Genomic DNA, 25656 nt, shown 5'->3' with positions numbered 1-25656 from the left:
GCTCTCCCCGCCTCTCGTCCACACGCGAGGTAAGGCCGACGAGTGTTCGTTTCTGTCCGGATCACCACTGCTGCGTCGAGCCCGATGCGTCAGGACGCCGGTTCCGCAACGGTAACTGTGGGACCGTGACCGATAGATGAGGGCGTGGTGCGGGCAGAGGCTGGGCCGCAGCACGACCTCCTCGCCCTCCCCGCCGCATCGGCGGGAACATGTCGTCGCCGTAGTGGTCCCAGTGCCCGGAGATCTCGTACAGCTCCCGCTTCCCCAGCACCGGCGAGTACACATGCCGGTACCCGGCGGCCCGCTCCACCTCCCTGACGTACTCCTCCAGGACATGCCGTACGACGGCCCCGTCGGGCAGCCAGTACGGCAGCCCCGCGCCCATCAGCGGATCAGTGTCGAACAGCTCGACCTCACGGCCGAGTCGGCGGTGGTCGTAAACGGGCTCCATGGGCTTCATGGGATCTCCCTCGCTCATCGGGGGCGAGGAACCGACGGGAACGACAAACCCCCGGGGCACTCGCCCCGGGGCTTCGGACTGCGTCAGCTGTCAGCGCGCCGGGACCTGCTCCGGCGTCGTCGTGATCGCGGGGGACGGATCGGCCAGTTCGGGATGCTCGACGGGGTAGCGCTCCCCGTGGATCCGACTCATCGCCCAGTGCCAGGCTTCGTCATGGAAGACGAGGCCGCGGTAGGGCTCATCGGCGGGTTCGTAGGGATAGCAGTCGAGTGCTGCGGCCCAGGACTTCGGAAGTGACATGCCTCCGTGGTGACGCATGACCCAGGCGTAGGCACGGCGCTCGGCCTGGAGGAGGTCGAGGTATTCGGCTTCGGTCCAGGTCATGGGGACCAGTCAGGGGTGTTCGGGGTGCAGGGACCGTATGAAGGTGGTCCAGGTGCCGGGGACGACCTGGAGTATCGGTCCGTCGGCGTTCTTGGAGTCGCGAACGGCGATGGTGCCAGGGCGATTGCGGGCGACTTCGACGCACTCGCCGTTGCCGCTGCTGTGGCTGGACTTGGCGAACTCGAAGTGCGGCACGGTCACAGCTCCTTGCGGATGCGTTCGATCAACTCGACGGAATCGTGAAGAGCGAGTCCGTTCCTTGCGATCCGCTCGAACTTGGTGTTGTGCCGTGCGGCGTCCGCCTCGCTCTCCAGCCACAGCGTAGACGAGGTCGTATCCATGTAGACCACGTCCATCGCGCCGGGCTCGGCGAAGGAGACGACGCTGAAGGCGCTGGTCATGCCGGGGTGGGAGCCCGCGAGGAACGGGACCACCTGAAGCTTGACGTTGGGGAGCCGGGATGCCTCGACCAGGCGCTCCAGCTGCGCCCGCATGACCTCACGGCCGCCGACCAGTTGACGCAGCGCCCCCTCGCCGACAACGGTCCACAGGTCGAGTGGGTTGCTGTCCGTCAGCCGCCCCTGCCGGGCGACCTTCGCCTCCACGAACCGCTCGATCTCACCCGGCTCGTCCCAGTCGGCGTTGCCGATCGCCAGCGCCCTGGCGTAGTCCGGCGTCTGCAGCAAGCCCGGGACGAAGGCCCCTTGCCAGGTGCGGATGCTGGTCGCGATGTCCTCCAGGGCGACGTACTCCACCAGGGAACGCAGCTCGGGGTACTGGTTCCACCACCCCTTGGCCTTGCGGCGTTCCCGGTCGGTCCTGGCGAGGCTCAACAACCGCTCCACGGCCTGCGGATCGGTCACGCCGTACAGCTCGCACAAGATCTTGATGTCGGGATCGCGGAACGGCACCCACCCGCGCTCCATCTTGGCCACCTTGGCGGCCGTCGCCGACAGCGCCTCCGCAGCCTGCGGCTGGGTCAGGCCGGCGCGGTCCCGCAGCCTCAGCAGTTCACCGCCCAACTTGCGCGCGAGGACGGTGGATACGCGGGTTCCGCGCGTGAACTGGCCTGTGGACACCTCGGGTCACCTCCTGATCGTGGCCAGTGTGCTGTTCACCGGAGCCACAACACAAGCGAAACTGGAGACATATTTCCCCGAGACTGCTTGCGCGGTAGGCAATCGCATCACTACGGTCAGTACTCGACCGCACACACAGCGAACCCGGTTGGCGGAAGGGCACCGTGCTGCCCGCACGGCGGAGCCACCCCAACTCCCCCACTCCCCGGAGGATCCCGTGACCGACTCCTGCCCTCCCGGCCCGCCCAAGTTCTACGACCGCCACGACGAGGTCAGCTACACCCCGTACCCGCGCAGCATCCCCCTCGCCCGCAGACGCGTGGCCGGACTCGCAGTCGACTGGGGCCATCCGACTCTCGCCGGCGACGCAGCCTTGGTGGCAAGCGAGTTGTGCACGAACGCCCTGCTGCACGGCTGCCTACGAGACCGCCTCTTCCGCGTCGAGACGACCCTCACCAGCACCGCCCTCCGCATCGCGGTGACCGACCCGACTGGAGAACGCCTCCCCGGCACCCGACCGCCCCACCCCGACGACCAGTTCGGCCGGGATCTGCTCATCGTCCGAGTGCTGGCGGGTCGTTGGGCGGTGGAGAGGCTCACGGTCGGGAAGACGGTATGGGCGGAACTGGACCTCCCGGAGAAGCGCGAAGCGTAGCCACCCGGAGGCGAGGAGAGACGCGACAGCTTCCCCTTCACCCTGGCTTTCTGTCCGCAGGTGCTCGCGTTGCCGGTGAGGGACGACGGCGGACGACCACGATGCGCCTGGCGCCGCTCTGGGACCGCTTCCCGAGGCTTAACTCTGTAGGCGGTGGGGCACCTCACCCCCATGCGACCGCACTGGAAGCGAGCAGGATTAGCTGTTGGGCTCGTTCTGCTGTTGTCCGGTTACGTCATCCTGCTGTGGCAGGGGCCCTGGTGGTTGGACGGTCGACACCTGAGAACAGACAACTTGCAGCCAGCAGACGGCGTTGTAGTCACAGGAGTCCGTACAGCATTGGTTGCCCTCGGGGCAGGAGCGGTCGCAGCAGCAGGCCTCTACTACACCGATCGCAGCTTGCGGCACACACGAGATCGGGACCGCGAGCAAGCCGAGTTATCGCGAGAAGCACAGGTGACTGACCGCTATGTGGAGGCCATCAAACTCTTGGCTTCGGATCGGACTGTCGAGCGCCTGGGCGGCATTTACGCTCTCGAACGCATCATGCGGGACTCCCCCAAGGACCACCTGACGGTCGTCGAGGTTCTCGCCTCATTCATCAGGGAGCACACACTGATGGCTACAGACGAAGAAGAGCCGCTCCAAACAGACCACCACCCGACCGAGCCCGTTCAGGCAGCGTTGACCGTGTTGGGGCGTCGGCCCATAGCGCACGAGCCTTTCCGCATCGACTTGCGGGGGACGGACCTGAGAGGCGCTGACCTTAAGCAGGCTCGATTGGACCGCGTCCGTCTGGGCAGTGCGAGAATGGACGGCTCGGATTTGACTGAAGCCCGGCTGGAAGACGCATGGCTGCAAGAGACCCGACTGGAAGGTGTCTGGCTAGACCGCGCCTATCTGAGCGCGGCTAATCTACGCGCTGCCAACCTGCGGGGGGCAAGCCTTGTAGATGCCAATCTGACGCAAGCCAAGCTGATAGGGACAGATCTATCGACGGCGATCGGTTGCACGGCTGAGCAAATCCAAGCAGCTGCGGTGCTGGACGAATCAACCAGGCTACCCGCGGTTGAGTGACTGCAAGAACCTGATCATCAGCCCCTGCCTGCACACAGGACTGAGTTACAACCTTCTCTACTGGTTCAAGGCGGCTCGCTCCGCTCCCCGCGCGCGGCCCGGCCGGCGCCCGTGCCGCACTCAAAGCATGTAGCCACCTGATGCCACAGAAGGGGTGCGTCGCGGCTGGGGCGGTCGACTCCGCGGCTTTACGGAGCCACTTTGGCGCGAGCCTCGAAGATCATGGCCCCAACGTCGTGCTTTACCAGGCAGGTCCACAGACTGCCCGACGTGCCGGAAACTTACGTGGCCATGATCACTCGCGCCAAAGCAGCGCCACCCCAAAGCCGTTCCGCCGACCTGGTATGACGCCGTGCAGACTCTACAAGGCACCGCCATCGGTATGGAGCAAAGCACTTACAGCCTCATGAAGGTCGCCATTATCCTGCTCATCCCTCCAACGCGAAAACTCCACCTTGATGCCCCGCCTACGAGCGGCGGACAACAGTTCGGCGGCCGGGCGTGTCAGCGCTCTATTACTGACAAGCAAATGACCTTCCACGCTAATGCTAGCCATTCCGAGCAACTGCCATACATATTGCGCTGAAACAAAGCTTTTCTGAGTCAGATACTTCATTTTAATAGAAACTGATCTCTGGTCCGGCGTAACGACCCGCAAGTCTGCGCCGAGGTCTACGCCCTGCTCTAGGACACCATACTCAGGAAAGAGTCGAGTGAGTTCGGCCATGATCAGACGCTCGTAAACCAGCGCAGAGGTCTGCATAAAGTTGACATCGCTGCCTGCGCCAGGATCCACCGTCCTTAGGACATCAAGCGCTCGGCGAGCCTCCTGAGGAGATGCCTCGCGAGCCTCTTCGATAGCTCGTTCCCGTCTCCGCTTGGTCGCGAATTTCATTTGAGTATCGCCGTGTCCGAAGCTAAGAAGCGGATTACCGCTTACAAGTATGAGCAGGAACACGATCCCACCCAGAATGAGCGCGACGGAGCCCGCCTGATTATTTGTTATAAAGACGGCTGCTGCACCAGTACCAGATAAAGCTATTCCCGCAACTCCGGCTGCGAACCGGCTCCAGCCAGATAGAGGATCCCCCTCGGGTTCGTTGACTATTTCGCTTTCATCGTTCGACTCGGAAACATCAGACATAGCGCCACCACTTTCCGCCTTTATGCAGCTGCCTAAGCTTGGCGATCTAGTAGCGTGGCCGACATTGCCAACCAGCGTAAATGTCGCCTGGCGTTTCGGGCCCCTCCGGGGGGACCCATTAAGCACCAGTCAGGTTGACGAATTACCCGACGCGAGGAGAGCAAGCACGATCAGAACAATGGGTGCTGTTCTGAGCTTGGGGAACCAGCGTTCCTCTCGACGACCTCCATGGGAATGAGTTCGATTTGTTCTGGATCGTAGAGCCAGTAATAACGCCCCTCGATCTCTTGCCGACCAGTGATCTTAAGCGCCATGTTATCTCGGTGCGCATCCATAGCGAGGTCATAATCTTCGGCATTTAGCCTAACCCTCATCTTCCGCGCCGAAGTTCCCGCCAGAACATCAAGCCTAATCAGACCTGGCCTGCCCGGATTAGGTCGCTCCAAGAGGGTGACGGAGCCCAATACGGTCACTCGCTGAGGCCTTGACGTGGCTGCCAGCACATTGCCAGCTCTTTCGAGAATCGGGTAATCGGCAGGCGAAAATTCCAGACTGTGAGACTCGGTGTGCACTTCTTCGAATAGATCAGCCGCTACTGTCATCTCAATGCGAACCTCACCACCGCTTGAATCTCTAACCAGATCCCGCACGGCATGTGTAATCTCGTAACAAAAACCACGATCCACGCTTTCAATAAATCCAGACGTGGATCCAGTATCTGCAAAATGATCCACGACCTCACGGGTAGTCTCAAGCACGTGCACCAAACCACGTGTGATATCCCGGCCGGTGTGGGTGCCCGTCAACGGTCTCGTGTCGCCTGGTTTTAGCTTCTTCTCGGTAAAAACTTCGCCTGGTGGCGCATAGGCGGTAACAACGTAGCTTCCGACTTCCGTCTGCCCCATTAAAACTGAATCCAGAAACGAGCGAGCGAGGTGAGAATTTGAATTCCCGAAATACGCAAGCTTCGATTTGCGGGATTTCGCCGCCACCACCATTGACTTGCGGGCGGCTGAATACAGGTCCTCCCCTGCCAGCCATTGAATGGTTCCGTGATGCGTTTGCGCTTCCTTCTGGAATCTAATCTCGTCACCGAGGGTACTGGTGACAACGGCCTTTTCAAGAAGAGATCGAACCCGATCATCTCCAAGCTTCCACGCTTGAGCTACCGCCTGGGCGAGTAGTTCCGCATAATCCGCAACTCTCGAGTCTTGCGGTAGCAGCAGTCCACTGACGCCCCTCTCACCACTCGGGCGCCAGCGACTGTATAGGCTCCCCTGCCCTCCGAATTTTTCCCAACCGCTGCGCTCCAAAATTAACGCCAGCTGAGAATCTGAGATGCTAGACGCGATCTCCTTGTAGCTCGGGGAAGTCATGGCATTCCCCCTTTTCCGATCCTTTCCATTATGCCGCAGAGCGCGACATCATCAAAAATATTCGACGTAGTTACCCGGACCGCCGTGTGTTCTCTTCCGCTTGGCACTTCACCGGATAAGCTCCGCCAGTAGGCGCAATGGCGAAGCGCGAAGTAATCGTGACTCGCCTCCACCCAGCGGGCGATCTCCTTCGGCACAATCATGGCGACTAGGATTCTGTGCACCATTACCGGTGTTCGTGCCATCATCTCAAGTCGATCATTACTAAGATTCACGGACACGAACCCGCTAGACGGAGAAGCGGGAGAGGTCCAGGTGCTCTTTAATTGTATTTTGAGGTCAATTTGACAGTCGACTTCATGTGAGTCTGAAGAGTGTGTGAGTTGCCAGTCGATGCCATCATCCGGCTCAGGCTTCGCCATGGTGCAACCGGCAGCTGCCGCTACGGCCCGCAGATAGCCCTCCTGAAGCATCTCCATGCGGTCCTTCTCTCGCAGGTCGCCTCTCAGCGGCTCTGCTGGCACCTCCGCACTTGTGCTCAACATGTGTTGCCCTCCCCCTGAAGCTAGGTGCACACGCTATGAGGATCTTTCACCAACCGATAGATCGTCTACCCCCGCTGCAACGAGAAGGTAGCTCTCCGGGTTCGGGATGATCAGTACGCAGGCCCAAGCGCAGCCCATGCAGCCCTCTTGATGCGATCAAACTGGACGCCACCCACAGCGCAGGCCCTGGTGTGCTCAGCGGAGTACAGCGTCTGGCACACGCCAGCCACCCGCGAATTCCATGACGGCCTGGTGGACAGCCCACCGGGTCCCAACGGCCTCAGCAGCGGCTCAGACGATGAGGTCAGTACCAGACCCGTGCCAGATCGTGCGGGGAGCCACGGGGAACACCGGGGAGCCAGTCGACGAGCCACCAGGGGCCCAATCCACTCCGCCGCAGATCAGCAGTGCTCCCGTGCCTAGAGCACCTAAGCTTCCCAAGCTCGTGGCGTGCACACTCCTCGCGCGCACGGTTGATCCTTGACCAGGATCACCAGCCAAGCCGTCTCGCACGGGCATGGTCATGTTGGGCCTGCGGTACGTGCGGGAGCTCAGTGAGCAGCATCGGTCCCTACGCAAGCGGCATTAGCGCTGGCCACTACGAGTAGGGAGCACAGGACGTACTCCGCGGCCAACGGCGTTGACACCGCGCAACGCCAGGACGACAGTCACAACGCTTGGCCACGATGTACAGCAACGGTGATCCAAGCTGGCCAACGGTGACTCCCGAGAGCTGTAGGTCGGGGAGAGGAGTACGTGATGACGTTCTCACAACTCGAGTTCGGGGAGACGCTGGCGGCAGGAGCAGTGAACGCGTTCGTCACGGCGTTCTTCATCGGGATCGTCGCCGGCCTCATCGTGAAGAGGTACGAAGCAGTCCACGAACTTCGCCTGCAGACATTAGAGCTGGAGCACCAGACCAGGGCAGCGTTGCGCGCTACTTACTCACAGCTCCTTGTGGCCCAACGTCGGTCTCGACAAGCTTCGGCCCAACTCGCGCAGGCCGGTGGCGAGAAATCAGCGCCAGAGCTAGCGACGAAGGCAGGTACCGCTCACGACGAGTTCATCAGCCTCTATCACAGCCTCAACCTCGACGCATCGAAACAAATGTGGCTTGACGTACGTGGCTTGAGGAAGATCCTTGACGCCATGCTGGAGCGTGCCCGGAGGGGCGATGCCGCAGGCTGCGCCAAGCTCGTGGGCAAAGCACGTGCCGCACGCCAGAACCTTGAGCGGAGCTTTCGCGATCGGCTCGGGCACGAGCCCCTTCAAGAGAGGAAGGCATTGGGTGAGTACGACCGGGGACTCGCTGATTGATCACCAGCAAGCTCCGCAGGGCCACCCGCACCCGTGCACTCGTGACAGGCCCGCAGCGTCTCAGTTTCCGTCTCATTCAGCCCAGTTCACGTCCGTTCATTGCAGACCCGAAGCTATCTCGACGCCAACGACAAGCTACCCATGAACGCAGGTGAACGTCCCTGCACTCAGCCCAGCGCCTAACCACCACAGTTGGAAAGCGTGCGTCTGCTTCAGCGGCGCGTGCGGTGCGCGGCCGGCGCTGGCAGGTCTCTCCTTAGCCATCGACGAAGCCCGACCGTTGGTTAGGTCCCGGGTCCTACCCGGGCCACCCCCAGACAGAGTCGGGGATGCAGCTGCTCTATAGAGCTGGACACCTCGGAAGCCGGCCGCGCGACTGAGACCCTAGCCATGCCCACTGACAACGCGCCCGATGAGCGTGGCCTATGACGCACCCGCACCGGCTGCAGCACAAGCCCACCAGATCGAGCAGCGAACAGCGCGGATTCACAGTGGAAGCCAGTGCGGCCGACGAGGCTCCAGCGCGACCGTTCGCCCAGGTCAGCAACGATCTTCCCGTCTACGGGCTTGACGTGCGACACGGTGGCCTTGTCGAGCATCTCGTAGCGGCGTCGCTGGTGCCGAACCAGGTCGGTTCGCTGTCAGAAGTGGGGCGCAGCGGACAGGAGTTGAAGTAGTGCATCCACCGGGCAGTTACTCCCCGGCGTGGCGCCGGGCGGTATGCGCCTCAATGAGGCGGACCGCCATGTCATGGCGTGTCTGGAAGGCAATGTGCAGCGGGGTAAGTCCGTCCCGGGAAGGACGTTCGGGGTCGGCGCCGTACGCCAGGAGGATTCCGGTGCAGGCGGCTTCGAGAGGTTCTCCCGTCTGCACCGCTCCGTCAGACTCACCGTCGATCGCCCGGAGCAGTGGAGTCCAACCACTGTAACCATCGAACTCGTCCGGGCCGACACCAGCGTCCAGGCGGCGTGTCAGCTCCGCCAAGTCGTCCGTCTCCACGGCTACATGGACGGGAGACATCTCGTAGCGTTCGGAGTTCGCAGGCTGCTTGTCACCGATTCAACCAGCCCGCCCCGGGCCAGCCGTACAACAGCGAAGTACAGCAGCCCAGCAGCCGATCACGACCGACAGCGGCCCTAAGGCACTGAGCGGCGGGTCTGCCGCAGTTCGGAACAGCCACCGCTCACCGAGACCCCGAGCATCCCAAGCTGACGGCACCGCCGCATGCCTGCCTAGAGAAGGTCCCGCCAGAAGGGGGCCGTCGCTCGCGGGTTCCAGCCATCGTCGACCTCGCCCCGCGCCTCGTCGAACTCCCGATGCATGTAGTCGGCCAGGTCCAGGCCGTAGTAGATGATGTCGGTCTGCCACATCGAGAGCACCGGATGCCCGAAGCTACTCCGGCCGGCCGGCAGGTATCGGTGGGCATACACGGGCACCAGCACCGGCGCCTCCGCCAGATGATGCCGCGCCGTAGCCAGTGCCGCCGTCCCGTCGGCTGGACGCTCACCCCAGCCCTCGTACCAGAACCCGTTGTGCTCAACGCTGAGCAGGACACCTTCAACTGGCCAGTCGAGCTGTCGACGCAAGCTGTCCAAATCGCCGCCCCGCCACTCCGGCCAGGGCCTGGACCAGGTCTGCCCCTCCTCGGGAGGAACGTTGACGGGGAGCCCGGCCGCAAGGAATGTCCGGTGATCGTCCGCGAACTCGAAGCCGTACTCGCGCTCGATACGCGTGAACTCGGCGTCCGTCAGACCCGGCTCGAACTCATAGAGGCCTGTCTGTGCCAGACGACGTGCGGCCTCCGCACCCAGGCGCGCTCCCTCATTGCTGATCACCGCCGCACGCTAACGCCGACCCCAGCCAACCGTCACCCGAGTTAAGCGCGCGCTCGGCCTCAGTGCCCTCGGGCCCGGGCAGCCTCCGCCTCCCCCGTCCGGGCGCCCGCCCCCCGCACCACCGCCACCGCCGTCAACGCGACCGCCAAGCCCACCCCCGTCTGGACGGTGAAGGGTTCGCCGAACATCAGCGCGCCCCAGACCGCCGTGACCGGGGCCATGAGGAACATGAGGGTGTTGACCTCGGTTACTCCGGAGCGTTGGAGGACGAGCCAGTACAGGCCGTAGCCGCCGAAGGTGGAGAGGGTCACGAGCCAGAGCGTGGCCAGCCAGAAGGAGCCGGTGGTGGGCGGGGCGGCAGTGCCGGTCGCCACCGCGGCGGTTGTGAAGACTACGGCGCTCGTGGCGCAGTGGACAGTCAGCGACACGGCCGGGGTCACCGCGGTGCGGGAGCGCCGGTCCAGGAATGTTGCCGCGACCAGCGAGAGCATCCCGGCGAAGGGGACGACGTAGGTCCACCAGGCCACCCCTGTCGTCGCCGCCGCGTCGGCCGTGGTGACCAGGGCGACCCCGGCGAGGCCCAGGCACAGGCCGAGCCACTGCCGGGCCGAGACGTACTCGCGCAGCAGTGGGCCGGCGAGCGCGCCCGCGACCAGCGGCTGGGTGCCGTCGATCAGGGCCGTCGTACCGCTGGAGACGCCGAGCTGGATGGCGTAGTAGACCGTGAGCAGGTAGCCGCTCTGGGAGAGCAGTCCGATCAAGGCCTGGCGGGCGAGGTCGCGGGGGACCAAGGCGCGCCATCCAGCCCCGCCCCGATAGACGGCGAACGCGATCAGTACGGCCGCCAGTGGCAGGAACCGCCACATCAGGAGCGTCGTCGCTCCGGCGTCCTGCGTGCCCAGCTTGGCGCCGACGAATCCCGAGCTCCAGCACACGACGAAGGCGGCGGAGAGCAGGACGTTCATGGGAGTCACCAACCAAAACTATACCGGTCTGTATACCTCCTTGCCTTGACTACTATACAGATCGGTATAGTTGAGAGCGTGGGAGAACGTACGCAGCAGGTACGGCGGGTCAGCATGACCCCGGGCGCCCGGCGCGCCCTCACCGCGGCGTCCCGGTTGTTCTACGAGCGGGGCATCCACGCGGTCGGCGTGGACCTGATCGCCGCCGAGGCCGGGGTGACGAAGAAGACGCTCTACGACCGGTTCGGCTCCAAGGAGCAGATCGTCGTGGAGTATCTCGCCGACCGGGACGAGCGCTGGCGGACGTATGTCATGGAGCGGCTGGAGGCGGCGGGGCCGGGGGCCGTCGACCGGGTCCGCGCGGTCTTCGACGCCTCTCGGGCGTGGATGGACGACAACAGCCCCAAGGGGTGCGCCATGGTCAACGCCCACGCCGAGATCAGCGACCCCGCCCATCCGGCGTACGCGATCATCACCGGTCAGAAGGCATGGATGCTCCGCCTCTTCACCGATCTGGCCCCCGACCACGCCCGCACACTCATGCTCCTCCACGAGGGTGCACTGGTCGCCCACGGGCTGCGCGTCTTCGCCGACCCGATCGCGGTCGCCCGTGAGGAGGCGACCGCGCTGGTCGGCGGCGGGCAGGGCGCGTAGACGCGGCTCGACGCCGGGTACCGCTTCTTCAGGCCCTCGTCCTCCGGTACCGCGTCAGGACCGCCGCGCCCGTCCGTTCCGCGGAGAGGCACTCCAGGTGGACAGGGGACCCGTCCGTGGGGAAGAGGCGGTCGCCGGTGCCGAGGATCGTGGGGAAGGTCAGCAGGCGGTACTCGTCGACGAGGTCCTCGGCCATCAGCGCATGGACGACGCTCGGGCTGCCGATGACGATCATGTCGCGCTCCTCGCGCTTGACGACATCGACGAGACCGCCGTCCATGACGCGGGAGTTCCCCCACGCCGAGGTGTCGGTCAGCGTGCGGGAGGCGACCAGCTTGGGCGCGGCGTTCATCCGCGCGGCGAAGGGGTCGTCCCGCCCGGGCCAGATGCGCGAGAACAACTGCCACGTCGTACGACCCAGCAGCAGGACCCCGTCGTCGAGGGTGCTGCCGAGCCGGAACTTGTCCCCGGCGACCGTCTCGGGGCCGTGCCGGAAGGCCCAGCCGCCGGCCGGCGTTCCGGCGGAGCCGTCCGGGTCGGTCACGATCCCGTCCAGGGTGACGAACTCGATCACGATGACGCTCATGGTGGGAGTCCCTTCGGTCGATGCCTGCCTGTACCTACCGGCGGCACCGGCCCGACTCATCGCTCCCGGCGAAACTCCCGGAGTTCCCGGCTCTCCCGGCTCTCCCGGAACTCCTCGGGAGAAATCCGCCCGGGCAGGCCGAACGCCTCGAACACCCGCGGATCGGCGAACACGACGTTGTGCGCGACCCGGCCTGCGGAGACCGTGAACACCTGAAGCGTGTGCAGGCGACGCGAGCCGTCGGGCTCGGGTGCGTACGCGGCGAGCGCGGGCTGGCCGTTGGCGGTGAGGGGGGTCGTGGCCCAGCCCGTACCGCGCATCGCGAACACGCGATCCATGAACCGGCCGTAGTCGCGGCTGCCCCGGTACCAGAGCGGCACCGGCGGCATCTCCAGGACCGCGTCCTCCGTGAGCAGCCGGACGAGCGCGGGGACGTCGCCCGCCTCGAACGCCCGCACATACCGCTGGATCACCGCGCGTGCCCCGGCGTCGTCCGGTTCCACGACCTCCTCCACGGCACCCGCCTCCGCGAGGGCGCCACGGGCCCGCTGGAGCGCGCTGTTGACGGCCGCGGACGTGGTCCCCAGCTGCTCGGCGACCTCGGCTGCGGAGAACTCCAGCACCTCGCGCAGCACCAGCACGGCACGCTGCCGCGGTGGCAGGACCTGCATCGCCGCCACCAGCGCGAGCCGCATGTCGGCGCGTACCTCCAGGTCGAACCGTGCGTCGGGGAACGGCTGGAGCCAGGGAATGTCGAGGGCCGGAGTGAGCGGCGCCCCGGGGTCCTCACTCGGCGCACCGAGCCCGGACGGCAACGGCCGCCGCGTCCGCCCCTCCAGCGCGGTCAGACACACGTTGGTCGCGATCCGGTACAGCCAGGTCCGCACCGAGGCGCGGGTGCGGTCGTACCGGTCCCGGGCCTTCCAGGCGCGCAGCATCGTCTCCTGCACCAGGTCCTCGGCCTCGTGGAACGAGCCCAGCATCCGGTAGCAGTACGCCACCAACTCACCCCGGTACGGCTCGAGATCCACGGGACCAGCATGGCGCACCCGGCGCCCGGATCGGAGGCCACCGTGCAATCCGCTCCATGGACGGCACCAGGCGTCCCGTAACCCATACGGCCCGGACCACTGGTGACCTCCGCAAACCCGGTGATCACTGGAGGCATGACCCCGCCCCGCGCCGCCGCCCGCGCTCTCGCCCTCTGTGGGATCCTCGCCGCCACCGCCTGTTCCGCCCTGTCCACCCCGCCCACGGCTCCCAGGCCGCCGATCTCGCGGCCCACCAGCGCGCCCCCGCCGTCTTCCAAAACGTCTGCTGCCGCCTCCTCCGGCCTCACCGAGGCCATGGCGCAGGCCGCGCTCGTCACCGACGTGGACCTCGGTGAGCCCTGGACGCCGACCCAGGGGGTGGCCACCTGGCACGACGGGGTGCTGAAGGCGAAGGCCGACCGGCGGGAGTGTCAGCGGCTGCTCGACGCGCTGTACGCGGACGAGTTGTTCGGGGCCGGGGCTCAGCCCCTGGCGGTCGTCGGCATGGACGACGAGTGGAACAAGGCGCAGATGCGGTATCAGGTGCTCGCGCGTCCGCCGGCGGAGATCGACAAGACCCTGGCCTGGCTGAAGGGCCTCCCGCGGACGTGCGCGCAGTTCGGGGCCACCACGACCACGGGGGCCGTCTTCGGGGTGCAGGTCACCGAGGCGCCGTTGCCGGAGGCGGGGAACGCCCGGCAGGGGCTGCGGGTGTGGCTGACCGGGCAGTCCCCGGACGGTGACCCGACGACGCTCACGCTGGACGTCGCCGCCGTCCGCGTGGGGGAGGACGCGATCAGTGTGACGAACGGCGGCCTCGGTGACGTACAGACGGAGGCCACGCAGACCGCCGTACAGCTGGGGGCCGAGCGGCTGACGGAGATCAGGAAGCAGGGGCGGGTGGAGATCTGAGCGGTCGGGTCCGCTGAGCGGTCAGGTCCCGGTCAGTCCCGGTCGAACCGCTTCTGGTGCCCGACCACGTCGTGCGCCACCTCGAGCGCGGTGCGGCTGTCCGCGAAGGCGTCCGCGCGCAGCCGGGCCAGCGCCTCGTCCGAGTCGACGCCCAGCTGCACCATGATCATGCCTACGGCCTGGTACACCTCGTCGTGGGCTTTGGCCAGGCCACTGAGCCAGCGGTCGTCGCCCTCGGAGCCGTTCTCCTGCCCCCGGGGCAGTGCCGTCAGGGCCACGGTCATGACGCTGGCCACGAGTTCGGCGATGCGCACCTCCCGCAGGGTGAGTTCGCCGGGGACGTCCCGGTAGAGGTCGAGGGTGCCCACGCACACGGTGTCGTTGCCGAGCGGCATCGAGTACACGGCCCGTACCCCGGCGGCGGTGGCCTGCTGGGCGAAGACCGGCCAGCGGTCGGCGTCCCGGCCGGCCGTCAGATCGGTGGCGAGCACGGCGGCGCGGGTCTCCGCGGCGGACGTGCAGGGCCCGTCTCCCAGGGTGGCCTGGAGCTCCGACAGATGCTCGGCGCGGGGGCTGCTGGCGCTGAGCTGGACGGGCATGCCGTCGCTGCGCAGCGACACGCTCGCGTCGGCCACCGGCAGCAGCCTGACGGCGGCCACGCACAGCTTGCCCGGAATCTCCGCGAGGTCGGCACCCCGCACCCCCTCCGCGATGACATCGGAGACCCGCACCTGATCGGGCTCCCGCTCGCGTCCGGGTTCGCGGTCGGGACCGGCCTCGCGGGAGCGGCCGACATCACGGTCGGGACCGGCCTCGCGGGGACGGCCGACATCACGGTCGGGACCGGCCTCGCGGGGACGGCCGACATCACGGTCGGGACCGGCCTCGCGGGAGCGGCCGACTTCACCGTCGGGACCGGCCCGGCGGGGGTGGCTGACTTTGCCGCCCGCTCCGGGGAACGGACCCGGCTCGTCGCCGTGGGCGTTGCCGCGGTCGTCCGTGGGCCGCACGACCACCGCCTCCTTCGGTCAGCGCGGGCCTTGTCCATCGTCGCCCCCAAGCGGGCTCGCCGGAGGCGGGGGGCGCCGCTCGTGGCGTACCCGCCCAGGGGCACCGCCCGGCTACCCCTCGTCCACCGGGCGAAACGCCCAGGACGGACACGGCGGATCGGCATGCCCCCCCGTCCAGACGGCCTACGGAAACACCCTGGACAGGCACTGTTTCGGGCGGCCGGGTCACGGCGAGTGGTACGAGCGTCAGGCAGGCGTCGGTACGAGCGTCACGCAGGCGTCCCCTTCGGCAGTCCGGCCCTCGGAGCGACCTCATGCTCTCTTCACAGACCGCCCACTCATTCATTACGGTCTTCGGTGACGGTCAGGGAGCGGCCGCACAGCGTCGAAGTGCCGGAGTCGCCCATGTCCCTGTCCCGCCCTCTCGCACGACGCTGAGCGATGCCGTACTTCCGTCCCTGTCCCGCGACGCCGACCGGGGCGCCTCCCGCCGCCCCGAGCGGGCCGAGGACCTTCCCGGAGGACCGGGTGAGAGAAGCCGCGCGTCCTCACCGGGGCGGCCGCCGCCGTCCGGACAGCGACGGCCGCCCCGACACCGGTTCAGCGCTCGTCCTACGGATCGGCCGGGCGCCGTCGGCACCGGTCGACCAGTACACGCGCGCAGAGTGCCCCGCCCGCCCTGCGATGTCCCCGCGCAGGCTGACCGGACACACCTGTGCACAAGCCGGGAATCGTCATAGAGGAGGCTGTGCGGGTGGGGGTCCGAGGGTGGTGGTGCCGGGGGCCGTACGGTGCCCGAGGCCCGTCCGGTACGCGTCCAGTGCCGCCTCGACCCGTCCCGTACGGCGCAGCAGATCGCCCAGCAGCCGGCACAGGTCGGCCAGGTCACCGGCGGCGCCGGCCCGCTCCAGGAGGCTCAGGGCGCGGACGTAGTGCTCCTCGGCGGCGTCGGTGTCCCGGGCGTCCTCGGCGATGATCCCGAGGAGGCGGTGGGCGGCGGCGGAGTGCAGGGCGCCGCGCTCGGAGCTGAGGTCGCTGAGCACGTCGTGGAGCAGGGCGGCGGCCTCGTCGGACTTGCCGCGCCGGTGCAGCACATCGGCGAGCTCGACGGCGGCCTGGCTGGAGTAGAGGGCGGCCCGCTTGGCGGAGAGCATGTCGAGGGCCTGTCTCAACTCGTCTTCGGCGCGCTCCAGTTCGCCGTTCTGGGCGTAGACGTATCCGCGCATCCAGTGGCAGTTGGCGAGTTCGGTACGGATCTGGAGCCGGCGGTAGAGCTCGGCGGCCTTGGCGAGGGAGGCGTCGGCCTCGGCGAGGCGGCCCTCGGCGAGCAGGGTGCGGGCGACGGACCGGTGCATCCGGGCGACGAGGGCGGGGTCGCCGGCCTGCGGGGCGAGCGCCAGGGCGAGTTCGGCGGCCTGGGCGGCGCGGGCGTGGGCGCCCATGTCCATGTAGGGGCCGATGACGCTGGCGTAGAGGAGGAGCAGGGCGTCGGGGTCGTGGAGGCCACCGCGGTTGAGCTCGTCGATGGTGGATTCCAACAGGTAGACGGAGTAGCGGAGTTCACCGGTGAGGTAGTGGGCGAGGGCGCGTCCGCGCAGGGCGGGAACACGGGCGGGCAGGGGCACGTCGTCGCCGAGGGCCTTCTCGGCCTGCTCGAAGTACTGGCGTGCGGCGCGGAGTTCGCCCGTCTCCACGGCGCACTCCCCGAGTCCGAGCAGGGCGGCGGCGCGCACCTCGGCGAGGTCGAGCGTGTCGGCCTCGGCGAGCAGGCGGCCGTACTGCGCGGCGGACTCCTCGGCCTCCCCGGTGGCGAGGGTGCGCTGGGCCTCGGTGAGGCGCAGGCGCAGATCGGTGACGAGACGGGCCGGACGGCCGGTGGCCAGTTCCTCGAACCCGACACCGAGCCGGTCGGCGAGATGCCGGAGCGCGTCGTCGGAGGGCCGCACCCGCCCGGACTCCAGAGTGGAGATGTAGGCCGGTGTGTACGCCGGTTCGGCCAGCTGTTTCTGCGTCAGCCCGCGGTCGGCCCGCAGCTGCTGCACCCGGCGCCCGATGACGCCCGGGTCGTCCCGCTCCGACATGGCCAACTCCCCAAGCCCCTCTTGCCGTTCGGCTCTCGCAGCCCCTAGGTTAAACGGCGTATTAACCCTGCTTAATACGCCGTCACCGCCATGGATGCTCACCGCCACCGCTGCGAGGTCGCCGTGCTCGAACGCACCAGTACCACCGCGCGCTACGCCAGGGGTTTCGCCGCCGCTCTCGTGGCCGTGGCCACCCTGGTCCTGGCTGCCAACGCGGGGCCGGCGAAGGCGTCGGGGGAGCGGCCGGCCGAGCAGGCGGATCAGGTCCAGCAGGTCAGCCGGCACTCGTCGGAGTGAGACCGGCCGAGGAAGCCGTCCTCAGAGCTGGAACTCCGCGGGCTGCAGGTTCAGGGGCGCGCAGGCCTCCCGCAGGATCGACTGCTCCGCCTGGGAGAAGTGACCGTCGGCACCGGCGATGACGATGCCGGTCTGGATCACCGCGCGCGCCTCGGTGGGCTTCTTGGCGGCCTTGGCGATCTCCTGCAGCGCCTCCGCCTTGCCCTGCGGGAAGTTGCGGGTGAGCTGGTCCACATGCTTGTGGAAGCGGGTGCGCAGCTGCTCCGGCGGGAAGTTCTGCAGCACCTCGTTACCGAGGATCAGCGATTCCATCTGCTGGATCTCGGCCGCGTCCACGTGGCCGTCCGCCGCGGCGACCAGGGCGCACATCGCCATGCTGGCGTCCCGGTAGGCGCCGCTCTTCAGCTCGGTCTTGAGGGAGCCGAGCTGCGTCTTCAGCACACCGACGAGCTGGGCGCGCGAACCACCGCGGGAGCCGCCCCGCGAAACGCCGTGTCCGGCCCCACCGGTCGTCGTGCCGCGCCCGCCCTGCGCCTGCTGCTGCAGGTTCTTGGCCTGGTCCTTGAGCCGGTCGAACAGTGCCATTGACGTCACCTCGGTACTCGTCTGAGTGATCTCACCCGGTGAACGGCCGGGCCCGGGTAAAGGTTCCACCAAGTCAGCCGCAGATCTCCCGGTACTCCGCGTCGGGAATGTACGTCCGCCACTGCGCCCTGGTCAGACCGCCGCCCGCGCGGGCGCAGACCCGCGTGATCGCGTGGCCGGCGGTGATGACATACCGCTGGAGGGGGACGTGCGCGCTGCCCGCGTACAGCGAGCCGCCGTCGGGGCTGAAGGACAGGGAGTCGATCCGCTCGCCCGGGGTGGTCAGCGGGCCGCCGAGCGGCTGGAGGGTGGAGACGTCCCAGAGCTGGAGGCTGCCGGCGTCGCCGGCCACGGCGAGGGTGCGGCCGTCGGGGCTGAAGGCGAGGGCGGAGACGGCTTCCGCAGTGTCGCCGAGCGGGGCGGGGAAGACGTTGCGCAGCACGCCCGCGCGGTGCCTGAGCGTTCCGTCCCATAGCGCCACCCGGCCCGTCTGGTCGCCCGCCGCGAGCCGGGAGCCGTCCGCGCCGAAGGCGAGGGCGCCGACCTGTTCGCCTTGGACGAGGTCGAGGCGGCTCACCCCGGCGGACGGCAGATGGGCGGCGCGGCCGTCCCCGACCAGGAGCCGGCCGTCCGGGGCGACGGCCAGGTTCATGCTGGTCATCCCGTCGAGGACCGCAGTCCTGCGGTGGCTTGCGGTGTCCCAGACCTCGTCGCGGATCCGGCCGCCCGGCTCGTCGTAGCTCGGGGTGCGGGCGGCGTACAGGGTGCGGCCGCCGGGGCCGAGAGTGAGGGCGGAGACCGCCCGTCCGGGCAGGTCCACCGTGGAGCGGGCCCTGCCGTGCCTCAGGTCCCAGAGGGTGAAGGGCTGGGTCCTGAAGTCCCTGCCGGGGGCCGAGACGCCGTAGCCGAAGGTGCCACCGTCCGGGCTGAACTCCATCAGCGGGAGGGCGTTCGCCGCCTCGACCGGTGGGCCGGGGTCGCCGGATATCGGCAGCCGCACCGACGGCAGGGTGCGCGGAGGGAGGTCTGCGGCGGTGGCGAAGAGCCGGAAGACGTAGTGGTCGCCGGAGCGCCGGACGGTGGCGTAGGTCCGCCCGTCGGGGCTGAACCGCACGTCGTGCACGGGGTCCTGGCGCCAGTCGGAGGTCAGGGCGCTGCCCAGGTCGAGGCTGTGGACGGTACCGCCCTCCAGATAGCGCAGGACCGGCCGGCGCGGGTCCCAGACCGGACCGCCGCGCAGGTGCTGGTTGTTGAGGGAGGCGCGGAAGACCGGGGTCCCGGAGTCCGAGAGCCGCCACACGCGCAGTTCCTGGCCGTCGGCCGTGGCGAGGAACGCGCCGTCCCGGCTGAAGGCGGTGTACGTCACGCGCTGGTCCTTGATCTCGGCGACCTGTTCACCGGCCGCGGTGTCCCAGACGCGGACCTCGTCCGCGGTGACGGCGGCGAACCGGGTGCCGCTGCCGGCGCCGGCCACCACCATCGAGGTCTCCCAGTCGGCGCAGGCGTCGGCGGCGGCCGTCCAGTGGCCGGGCACCACACGGCCCGCGGTGTCCCGGACCCAGGGCGTGCGCTGACCGGACGGGCAGACCGCGACCCGTAGGCCGTCCGCGCTCACGGCCACGTCGGCCAGGCTCGGCGCACGCGTCTCGAACAGCACCCGCCCGTCGGTGACCGAGCGCAGGGTCACCGTGTCGTTCTCCATGCGGTCCGACACATAGCCGCGGCCGTCGGCGGTGAAGCGGACGTCGACCGTGTCGTCCGGCAGGGCCGGCGCGGCGCTCCAGCGTCCGGTGGCCGTGTTCCACAGCCGTACGCCCTTCCGGGCCACCTGCACGGCGAGCAGCCCCGCGTCCGGGGAGACGGCGAGCACCGAGCCGCCCTCGGGCAGCGGTCCCGAGGCGATACGGCGGTGCCTGGCCACGTCCCAGGTGCGCCAGGTGCCGTCCTCGGCGCTGAGCAGGACACGGCCGGAGTCGGTGAGGAGGCGGCGGGGGGAGTCGCCGGGCGCGGGGTCGGTGAAGGTGTCGGTCTCGGGCTGGGTGAAGGAGCCGAGCAGGGCCCGGCGGGTCTCGGGCAGCTCGGCCACCTTCCAGGCGGCGGCGCCCAGGAGCTGGGCGGTGCGCGGGTTGGTGGTGCGCATCGCGTCGGCGATCTCGGCGATCCGGCGGGCGACGTCCTCGGTGCGCCGCCGCTGGTTGTCCCGGTGCTGCTGGAAGGCGGCCAGACCGCTGACCAGGGCCACCACCAGCAGGGCGGACAGCGCGGTTCTCAGCCGTCGGCCCCGGCGGGCGGACGCCTCGGCGGCCCGCTCGTCGGCCTCGCGGGCCTCACGCGCGGCGGCGAGAAAAGTCCGTTCCCGCACCGTGAGGAGGCCTGCGCCGGTCTCGTCCGTCAGCAGTTTCTCCGCCTCGTCGAGCCGGGCGCCCCGGTACAGGGCGCCCGGGTCGCGGCCTCCGGCCAGCCAGTCGGCGGCGGCGTCGCTCAGCCGGTGCTGCCTGCGCAGCAGGTCACGCTCCTGTTCGATCCAGCCGTGCAGCCGCGGCCAGCAGGTGATCAGTGCCTCATGGGCGAGCTGCACACCCTCCTCGTCCACGGTCAGCAGCCGGGCCCGGGCCAGCCGGTCCACCACGACCGGCACCTCGGGGTCGGCCCACTCGTCGAGTTCGGCCCGGCCGAGCGGGCGCCGGGTGTCGGGCGTGCCCTGCCCCGGCTCGACCATCCGCAGCAGCAGCTGCCGCGCGGTGCGGGCCTGGGCCGCGGTCAGCCGGCCGTACACCTCCTCGGCAGTCGCCGCGACCGCGCCGCGCACTCCGCCCGCCGCCTCGTACGCGGCCAGCGTCAGCAGCCGCCCCTTGCGCCGCCGCCAGGTCTCCAGCAGGACGTGGGAGAGCATCGGCAGCCCACCGGGCTGGTCGAGGATGTCGTCGACGAGCCGCGCGGTCAGCTCCCGTTCGACCAGGTGCCCGACCGCCTGCGCGGGCCGCACCACCGCCTCCCGCAGCTCATCGGCGGTCATGGGACCCAGCAGCAGTCCGGCCTCGCCCAGGGCGTCCGCGAGCTCGCGGTGCTCGGCGCAGCGGGCGTAGAAGTCGGCCCGTACGGTGATCAGGACCCGCAGTCCGCTGTCCGGAGCGCGGGCGGCGAGCAGCAGGTCGATGAAGTGGGAGCGCTCCCCGGTGTCGTGGCAGAGGGTGAAGACCTCCTCGAACTGGTCGACCACGACCCAGCTCTCGGGCTCGCCGGGCCCAGGCGTCAGCAGATGGCCGTAGGTGGCCGCGGGCCGGGCTCCGGGGGTGAGCACGCGCAGCACCGCCGGGCGGTCACGGCGGGCGATCTCCTCGCGCAGGTGGGGGATGAGCCCGGCCCGCAGCAGGGAGGACTTGCCACTGCCGGACGCGCCGAACAGCACCGCGAACCGGTGGTCGTACGTCAGCCGCCGCAGCTGCTCGATCATCCGGTCGCGGCCGAAGAACAGCTCGTGGTCGCGCGGCTCGAAACGAGCGAGGCCGCGGTAGGGGGGTGCGGCGTCCTCGGGTTCCTCCCGGCCCCGCTCGTCGAGCCGGGCCTCCGCCTCCTTCCAGCGGGACTCCCACTCACCGGGGTCGCCCCCGCAGGACCGGACGTATCCCTGGACGACGGCGAGCGACGGCAGCCGTTCACCGGCGGCGGCCTGTGACAGCGTTGTCGCCGAGAAACCGGCGGTCGTGGCCATGGCCCGGTACGACGGGCTGCCCGCCTCCCGGCGCAGTTCCCGCAGTTCGTGGGCGAGGCGCTGGACGGGACCTGCCCCCGGGTCCAGCGGTCTTTCAGGACGTCCCATGGGCGACAACGTACGTTTCCGCATGATCCGTCGTAAACGAACACCAGATGTGAGATTGATGACGGGTCCGGAACGCGGCCCCGATCATCCGGGTGCCCTCACCCCCTGGTTGATTGCTTTGTTTGCCCTGATGGAAGGGGCTGCCCATCAACGCTCCGGTCGCCAGGCTCGGTCCCGCCAGGCCGGATCACGGCGTGGCACCACCCCACACACAGCGATCATCCGGAGCACCCGCATGTCACAGACCCGCAAGACGAAGTCCCGCCTCGGCAAGGCAGCCCTCGTGCTCGGCAGCGCCGCCGCCCTGGCCGTCGGCATGGCGGGCAGCGCCAGCGCAGGCGTCCTGAACCCCCTCCCGTACAGCGGCAGCACGTTCCAGGCGAAGTACCAGCCGTACTTCGACTACGACTCGGACAGCTGTTTCCCGGCGGCGGCCGTCGATGCGAACGGCAACGTCAACGGCGGCCTCAACCCGTCCGGCTCGCTCACGGGCGGGTGCCGCAAGAATCACCTCGGCAAGGCCAACACCTACGCGCAGTCGCAGTGCAAGAACGGCTGGTGCGCGTACGTCTACGCGCTGTACTTCGAGAAGGACCAGGCCGACCCCACCGGCATCTCCGGGGCCGGGCACCGCCACGACTGGGAGTCCGTCGTGGTCTTCCAGAAGCAGGGCGAGGAGAAGCCGCGCTACCTGGCCGCGTCCCGGCACGGCGGCTACAGCACCCACCCGATCAACGAGGTGCCGATGAACGGCAACCACGTCGAGATCGTCTACCACAAGGACGGCCCGAAGGACCACCCCTTCCGCTTCGCCAAGTGGGGCGAGAAGCCGGTGGCCTGGGGCAACGGCGGCTGGGACACGCCCGCGCTGGTCAACTTCCCCGGGCTGAACAGCACCCTGCAGGGCAAGCTGAACAACACCGACTGGGGCAGCGCCAACTTCCAGATCGGCAAGAACTTCATCAGCAACGTCAACAAGGCCCGGCCCTCCGCGGTCCCCGCCTTCTGACCCACGGACCCCCGCGGACCGCGGCCGCCGACGCCCACTCCCCCTTGGCGTCGGCGGCCGCTCGCTCGCGCCCGGCGTTCACGTGCCGCCAAGACCCTCATGTCGGCGCCGCCCGGCAGGCCTGTCCGCTTCCGCACCGTGCTGCCCCTGGCCCGCATCGACGGTTCCTCCGCGGTCTGTATCCACTCCCCGCGCTGCCTCATCGACTGGGTCGTCTCGTCGCCGACGCCGGGACCCGGTCTCGGGACCCGCCCCCTGCCGGTGACTCCCCCCGGCCCCTACGCTGCCCGCATGAAGTCTTCCGCCGCCCGCACCGCCCTGGAACTCACCGCCGACCTCCCGGTCCCCGACCTCGAGGACTTCTACCGGGACCTGCACCGCCACCCCGAGCTGTCGTTCGAGGAGCACCGCACGGCGGCCCGGCTGGCCGAGCGGCTGAAGGCGGCCGGATTCGAGACGGCCGAGGGCATCGCCGGCACCGGCGTCGTGGGCCTGCTGCGCAACGGCGACGGGCCCACCGTCCTGCTGCGCGCCGACATGGACGCGCTGCCGGTCGAGGAGCGGACCGGGCTGTCGTACGCCTCGGAGACGCCCGGGGTGATGCACGCCTGCGGGCACGACCTGCACGTGACCTGGCTGGCGGGGGCGGCGAAGGCGCTCGCGGACGGCCGGGACGCCTGGTCCGGGACGCTGCTCCTGGTGGGGCAGCCCGCCGAGGAGGCCGGCGGTGGGGCGGCCGCGATGGTCGCCGACGGGCTCTACGACCGTGTCCCGCGCCCGGACGTCCTGCTCGGCCAGCATGTGGTGCCGGGGCCCGCCGGACTGTACGCGCACGTGCCCGGCCTGATCATGTCGGCGACGACGGACGTGGAGATCGTGGTGCACGGCCGGGGCGGCCACGGCTCGCGCCCCGAGACGACGGTCGACCCGGTCGTGACGGCCGCGTACATCGTCACGCGGCTGCAGACGGTCGTCAGCCGGGAGATCAAGCCGCGCGAGTCGGCCGTGCTGACCGTCGGCCGGATCGAGGCGGGCACGGCGCCGAACATCATCCCCGCCACCGCCCGTATCTCCCTGAACCTGCGCACCCAGTCCGAGGCGGTACGGGACCGGATGATCGCCGCGATCCGCCGCATCACCGAGGGCGAGTGCCATGCGGCGGGCTGCCCGCGCGAACCCGAGGTGACCCTGGGCGGCTCGTTCCCGGCCACGGTCAACGACCCGGAGACCGACCACCGGATCGCCGCCGTGCACCGCGAGGTCTTCGGCGCCGACACCGTCTTCGACCCCGGCCCGGCGATGGCCAGCGAGGACTTCTCGAAGCTCGCGCTCGGCGAACTCCCGTACTCCTACTGGTTCGTGACCTCCACCCCCGCCGCGACCTGGGAAGCGGCGCCGGGCGCGGACCTGATGGAGAAGTTCGACGCCGTCCCCAGCAACCACAGCCCGCACTTCGCCCCGGACCTGTCGACGGTGGCGCCGGGGGTGCGGACGCTGGTGTCGGGGGCGCTGGCGTACCTCGTGTGAATCGGTGTCCTAGAACGGTGTCGCCTGCAGCTCCCGCAGCTGCTTCTGTACGTTCTCCAGGGCGCCCGGGCGACGGCCGGGAACGCGGGTGCGCAACTGCGCGAGCAGGGAGCCGAGTTCCTGGGCCCGGGCCTTGTCACGGACCTGCCCCCACTGGTGGTGGGCACGGTCCACGGCCTTCTCCACGGCCGGCGCGTCCGGGCTCTGCCCGGCGGTCAGCCGCGTCTCCGCCACGGTCAGCCAGATCCCGCAACTGCGCGCCGAGTCCCGCGCGAACATCGCCAGGTCCGCCCGCACCTCCGACCAGTGCAGGGCCTGTTCGGACGCCACCCCGTGCGCACGCGTGGCGGCCTGCTCGTGCGCCAGGGCGAGCGCGTCGGCGTCCTGGTACCGGCCGGCCTGGACGGCGGCGGTGATCTGGACGTGGGGGTCCTGCGGCTGGGGCGGACCGACGGCCGGCACTTGAGGAGCCCCTCCTGCGCCCACCAGCCCCCCGTCCGGCGTTTGCGGACGAGGCCGTTCAGGCCGATAGGGGGGTCTGGGGGCGAAGCCGCCGGGGACGGCCACCGGAGCGGGCGGCACCGTCAGCACGACGTCCCCGTAGGCGTCAGGGCCCAGCCGACCGAACGCCTGCTGATGCAACTGCTCCACCGGCGGACGCCACCCGCTGCGCAGAATCGTCGCGATCGTCTTCATGTACGCCGGCACGGCCACCGTACGCCGGGAGGGCGGCGGCGCGATCCGCCCGAACACCGCGTTGTTGCGCCCGGAGTCGAGTGCGTGCGTCCGCAGCCATCCCCACGCCTCCGCGTCGGCGTGCAGGTCGACCAGGAGGGTCGTCGAACCGGGGGACCGCAGCCGGAACTCCTCACGGATCCACTGCCAGGGCAGCGCGGTGTAGCGCACGGTGGCCGGGGTGGTGCGGGCCAGCGCGAGGTGGGGGAGGTGCTGGCGGCGGTCCAGGGCGAGCTGGCCCGCGATGAAGACGGTGAGCGGGCCCGGCGTGGCCGCGACGGCGCGCAGCCGGGTCAGGACGGCCTGCGGTTCCAGGGGGTCGGCGAGCTCCACGACATTGGCCGTGTCGGTGCCGGAGAGTACGGCGGGCGGCACGGCCGCGAGGACGGGAAGCACGGACGCCGCGTCCACCAGACGGCTCTTGCCCACCGGTGAGGCGGCGAGCAGCAGCACGGTTCCGGGCATCGGTCCCTCCCCATCCCCCGTCGATCACGTACGGCAGCACGGTAACCGCTGTGGCTGCGAAGGGGAGTTCCCAGGGCGGCAAACGTCCCATTCCTGCCCGCTCGTCG

General features: G+C 69.0%; 25 protein-coding genes and 1 pseudogene. 9 read left to right on the top strand and 17 right to left on the bottom strand.

The window, feature by feature from the left end:
• Positions 1-108 precede the first annotated feature (108 nt).
• The 4 genes and pseudogenes from ACIBJB_RS17965 to ACIBJB_RS17950 form a co-directional block, all read right to left on the bottom strand.
• A pseudogene (locus ACIBJB_RS17965) lies at positions 109-451 on the bottom strand (threonine--tRNA ligase); the annotation flags it as partial.
• Between the two features lie 99 nt (positions 452-550).
• The gene (locus tag ACIBJB_RS17960; RefSeq protein ID WP_398931495.1) at positions 551-844 is read right to left on the bottom strand and encodes a hypothetical protein; all 294 of its coding nucleotides are present in this window, start codon (positions 842-844) and stop codon (positions 551-553) included.
• Between the two features lie 9 nt (positions 845-853).
• Positions 854-1039 (bottom strand): DUF397 domain-containing protein, encoded by a 186-nt coding sequence (locus ACIBJB_RS17955; RefSeq protein WP_398931493.1) that lies wholly within the window; start codon positions 1037-1039, stop codon positions 854-856.
• 2 nt (positions 1040-1041) lie between these two features.
• Positions 1042-1923, bottom strand: coding sequence for a helix-turn-helix domain-containing protein (locus ACIBJB_RS17950; RefSeq protein ID WP_398931491.1), 882 nt, complete (start codon positions 1921-1923; stop codon positions 1042-1044).
• A gap of 217 nt (positions 1924-2140) precedes the next feature.
• On the opposite strand from ACIBJB_RS17950, the gene ACIBJB_RS17945 reads away from it, so the two are divergent.
• Positions 2141-2578, top strand: a complete 438-nt coding sequence (locus ACIBJB_RS17945; protein ID WP_398931489.1) for an ATP-binding protein — start codon at positions 2141-2143, stop codon at positions 2576-2578.
• Between the two features lie 456 nt (positions 2579-3034).
• On the top strand, positions 3035-3655 hold the full coding sequence (locus ACIBJB_RS17940; RefSeq protein WP_398931486.1) for a pentapeptide repeat-containing protein: 621 nt from the start codon (positions 3035-3037) through the stop codon (positions 3653-3655).
• A 361-nt stretch (positions 3656-4016) separates the two neighbouring features.
• On the opposite strand, the gene ACIBJB_RS17935 is transcribed toward ACIBJB_RS17940, so the two are convergent.
• The 3 genes from ACIBJB_RS17935 to ACIBJB_RS17925 form a co-directional block, all read right to left on the bottom strand.
• Entirely contained in the window at positions 4017-4799 is a 783-nt protein-coding gene (locus ACIBJB_RS17935; RefSeq protein ID WP_398931484.1) for a hypothetical protein, read from the bottom strand.
• A gap of 170 nt (positions 4800-4969) precedes the next feature.
• The gene (locus ACIBJB_RS17930) at positions 4970-6175 is read right to left on the bottom strand and encodes a hypothetical protein (RefSeq protein ID WP_398931482.1); all 1206 of its coding nucleotides are present in this window, start codon (positions 6173-6175) and stop codon (positions 4970-4972) included.
• Positions 6172-6654: a DUF4365 domain-containing protein gene (locus ACIBJB_RS17925; RefSeq protein ID WP_398931480.1), complete on the bottom strand. Its 483-nt coding sequence runs from the start codon at positions 6652-6654 to the stop codon at positions 6172-6174. Before ACIBJB_RS17925 ends, ACIBJB_RS17930 begins: the two co-directional genes overlap by 4 nt.
• An 825-nt stretch (positions 6655-7479) precedes the next feature.
• Between ACIBJB_RS17925 and ACIBJB_RS17920 the strand changes: the two genes are divergently transcribed.
• Positions 7480-8037: a hypothetical protein gene (locus tag ACIBJB_RS17920; protein WP_398931478.1), complete on the top strand. Its 558-nt coding sequence runs from the start codon at positions 7480-7482 to the stop codon at positions 8035-8037.
• Between the two features lie 425 nt (positions 8038-8462).
• The gene (locus ACIBJB_RS17915) at positions 8463-8714 is read left to right on the top strand and encodes a hypothetical protein (protein ID WP_398931476.1); all 252 of its coding nucleotides are present in this window, start codon (positions 8463-8465) and stop codon (positions 8712-8714) included.
• Positions 8715-8730: 16 nt separating this feature from the next.
• Here the strand turns inward: ACIBJB_RS17915 and ACIBJB_RS17910 are convergent, their stop codons facing one another.
• From ACIBJB_RS17910 to ACIBJB_RS17900, 3 genes are all read right to left on the bottom strand, one after another.
• Complete coding sequence (locus tag ACIBJB_RS17910) at positions 8731-9036, bottom strand: ankyrin repeat domain-containing protein (protein WP_398931474.1); 306 nt, start codon at positions 9034-9036, stop codon at positions 8731-8733.
• A gap of 233 nt (positions 9037-9269) precedes the next feature.
• Positions 9270-9872: a hypothetical protein gene (locus tag ACIBJB_RS17905; protein ID WP_398931472.1), complete on the bottom strand. Its 603-nt coding sequence runs from the start codon at positions 9870-9872 to the stop codon at positions 9270-9272.
• Between the two features lie 59 nt (positions 9873-9931).
• The gene (locus ACIBJB_RS17900) at positions 9932-10837 is read right to left on the bottom strand and encodes a DMT family transporter (protein WP_398932006.1); all 906 of its coding nucleotides are present in this window, start codon (positions 10835-10837) and stop codon (positions 9932-9934) included.
• Positions 10838-10951: 114 nt separating this feature from the next.
• Between ACIBJB_RS17900 and ACIBJB_RS17895 the strand changes: the two genes are divergently transcribed.
• Positions 10952-11491, top strand: coding sequence for a TetR/AcrR family transcriptional regulator (locus ACIBJB_RS17895; RefSeq protein ID WP_398932004.1), 540 nt, complete (start codon positions 10952-10954; stop codon positions 11489-11491).
• Between the two features lie 28 nt (positions 11492-11519).
• Here the strand turns inward: ACIBJB_RS17895 and ACIBJB_RS17890 are convergent, their stop codons facing one another.
• Positions 11520-12077: a dihydrofolate reductase family protein gene (locus ACIBJB_RS17890; protein ID WP_398931470.1), complete on the bottom strand. Its 558-nt coding sequence runs from the start codon at positions 12075-12077 to the stop codon at positions 11520-11522.
• 56 nt (positions 12078-12133) lie between these two features.
• Positions 12134-13108 (bottom strand): sigma-70 family RNA polymerase sigma factor, encoded by a 975-nt coding sequence (locus ACIBJB_RS17885; RefSeq protein WP_398931468.1) that lies wholly within the window; start codon positions 13106-13108, stop codon positions 12134-12136.
• A 135-nt stretch (positions 13109-13243) separates the two neighbouring features.
• On the opposite strand from ACIBJB_RS17885, the gene ACIBJB_RS17880 reads away from it, so the two are divergent.
• Positions 13244-14020, top strand: a complete 777-nt coding sequence (locus ACIBJB_RS17880) for a hypothetical protein (RefSeq protein ID WP_398931466.1) — start codon at positions 13244-13246, stop codon at positions 14018-14020.
• Positions 14021-14052: 32 nt separating this feature from the next.
• Here ACIBJB_RS17880 and ACIBJB_RS17875 read toward each other — a convergent pair whose 3' ends face one another.
• Together ACIBJB_RS17875 and ACIBJB_RS17870 are read right to left on the bottom strand one after the other, a co-directional pair.
• The gene (locus ACIBJB_RS17875) at positions 14053-14751 is read right to left on the bottom strand and encodes a GAF and ANTAR domain-containing protein (RefSeq protein WP_398932002.1); all 699 of its coding nucleotides are present in this window, start codon (positions 14749-14751) and stop codon (positions 14053-14055) included.
• Positions 14752-15764: 1013 nt separating this feature from the next.
• Positions 15765-17111 carry a tetratricopeptide repeat protein gene (locus tag ACIBJB_RS17870; protein ID WP_398931464.1) on the bottom strand — a complete coding sequence of 449 codons (1347 nt, stop codon included), beginning with the start codon at positions 17109-17111 and terminating at the stop codon, positions 15765-15767.
• 90 nt (positions 17112-17201) lie between these two features.
• Here ACIBJB_RS17870 and ACIBJB_RS17865 point away from each other — a divergent pair, with 90 nt between their 5' ends.
• The gene (locus tag ACIBJB_RS17865) at positions 17202-17408 is read left to right on the top strand and encodes a hypothetical protein (protein WP_398932031.1); all 207 of its coding nucleotides are present in this window, start codon (positions 17202-17204) and stop codon (positions 17406-17408) included.
• A gap of 21 nt (positions 17409-17429) precedes the next feature.
• Here the strand turns inward: ACIBJB_RS17865 and ACIBJB_RS17860 are convergent, their stop codons facing one another.
• Both ACIBJB_RS17860 and ACIBJB_RS17855 read right to left on the bottom strand, forming a co-directional pair.
• Positions 17430-17993, bottom strand: coding sequence for a tellurite resistance TerB family protein (locus ACIBJB_RS17860; RefSeq protein ID WP_398931462.1), 564 nt, complete (start codon positions 17991-17993; stop codon positions 17430-17432).
• A gap of 73 nt (positions 17994-18066) precedes the next feature.
• Positions 18067-21813 (bottom strand): hypothetical protein, encoded by a 3747-nt coding sequence (locus ACIBJB_RS17855; protein ID WP_398931460.1) that lies wholly within the window; start codon positions 21811-21813, stop codon positions 18067-18069.
• A gap of 235 nt (positions 21814-22048) precedes the next feature.
• Between ACIBJB_RS17855 and ACIBJB_RS17850 the strand changes: the two genes are divergently transcribed.
• Entirely contained in the window at positions 22049-22822 is a 774-nt protein-coding gene (locus ACIBJB_RS17850; RefSeq protein ID WP_398931458.1) for an NPP1 family protein, read from the top strand.
• Between the two features lie 291 nt (positions 22823-23113).
• Entirely contained in the window at positions 23114-24349 is a 1236-nt protein-coding gene (locus ACIBJB_RS17845; RefSeq protein ID WP_398931456.1) for an amidohydrolase, read from the top strand.
• A gap of 9 nt (positions 24350-24358) precedes the next feature.
• On the opposite strand, the gene ACIBJB_RS17840 is transcribed toward ACIBJB_RS17845, so the two are convergent.
• A complete protein-coding gene (locus ACIBJB_RS17840) occupies positions 24359-25549 on the bottom strand; it encodes a hypothetical protein (RefSeq protein WP_398931454.1) in 1191 nt (396 codons plus the stop codon).
• Between the last annotated feature and the right edge of the window lie 107 nt (positions 25550-25656).

Origin of the sequence: Streptomyces sp. NPDC050759 (genome assembly GCF_044456945.1) — a bacterium.
Lineage (GTDB): Bacteria > Actinomycetota > Actinomycetes > Streptomycetales > Streptomycetaceae > Streptomyces.
This window is presented reverse-complemented; position numbering and strand designations above follow the sequence as displayed.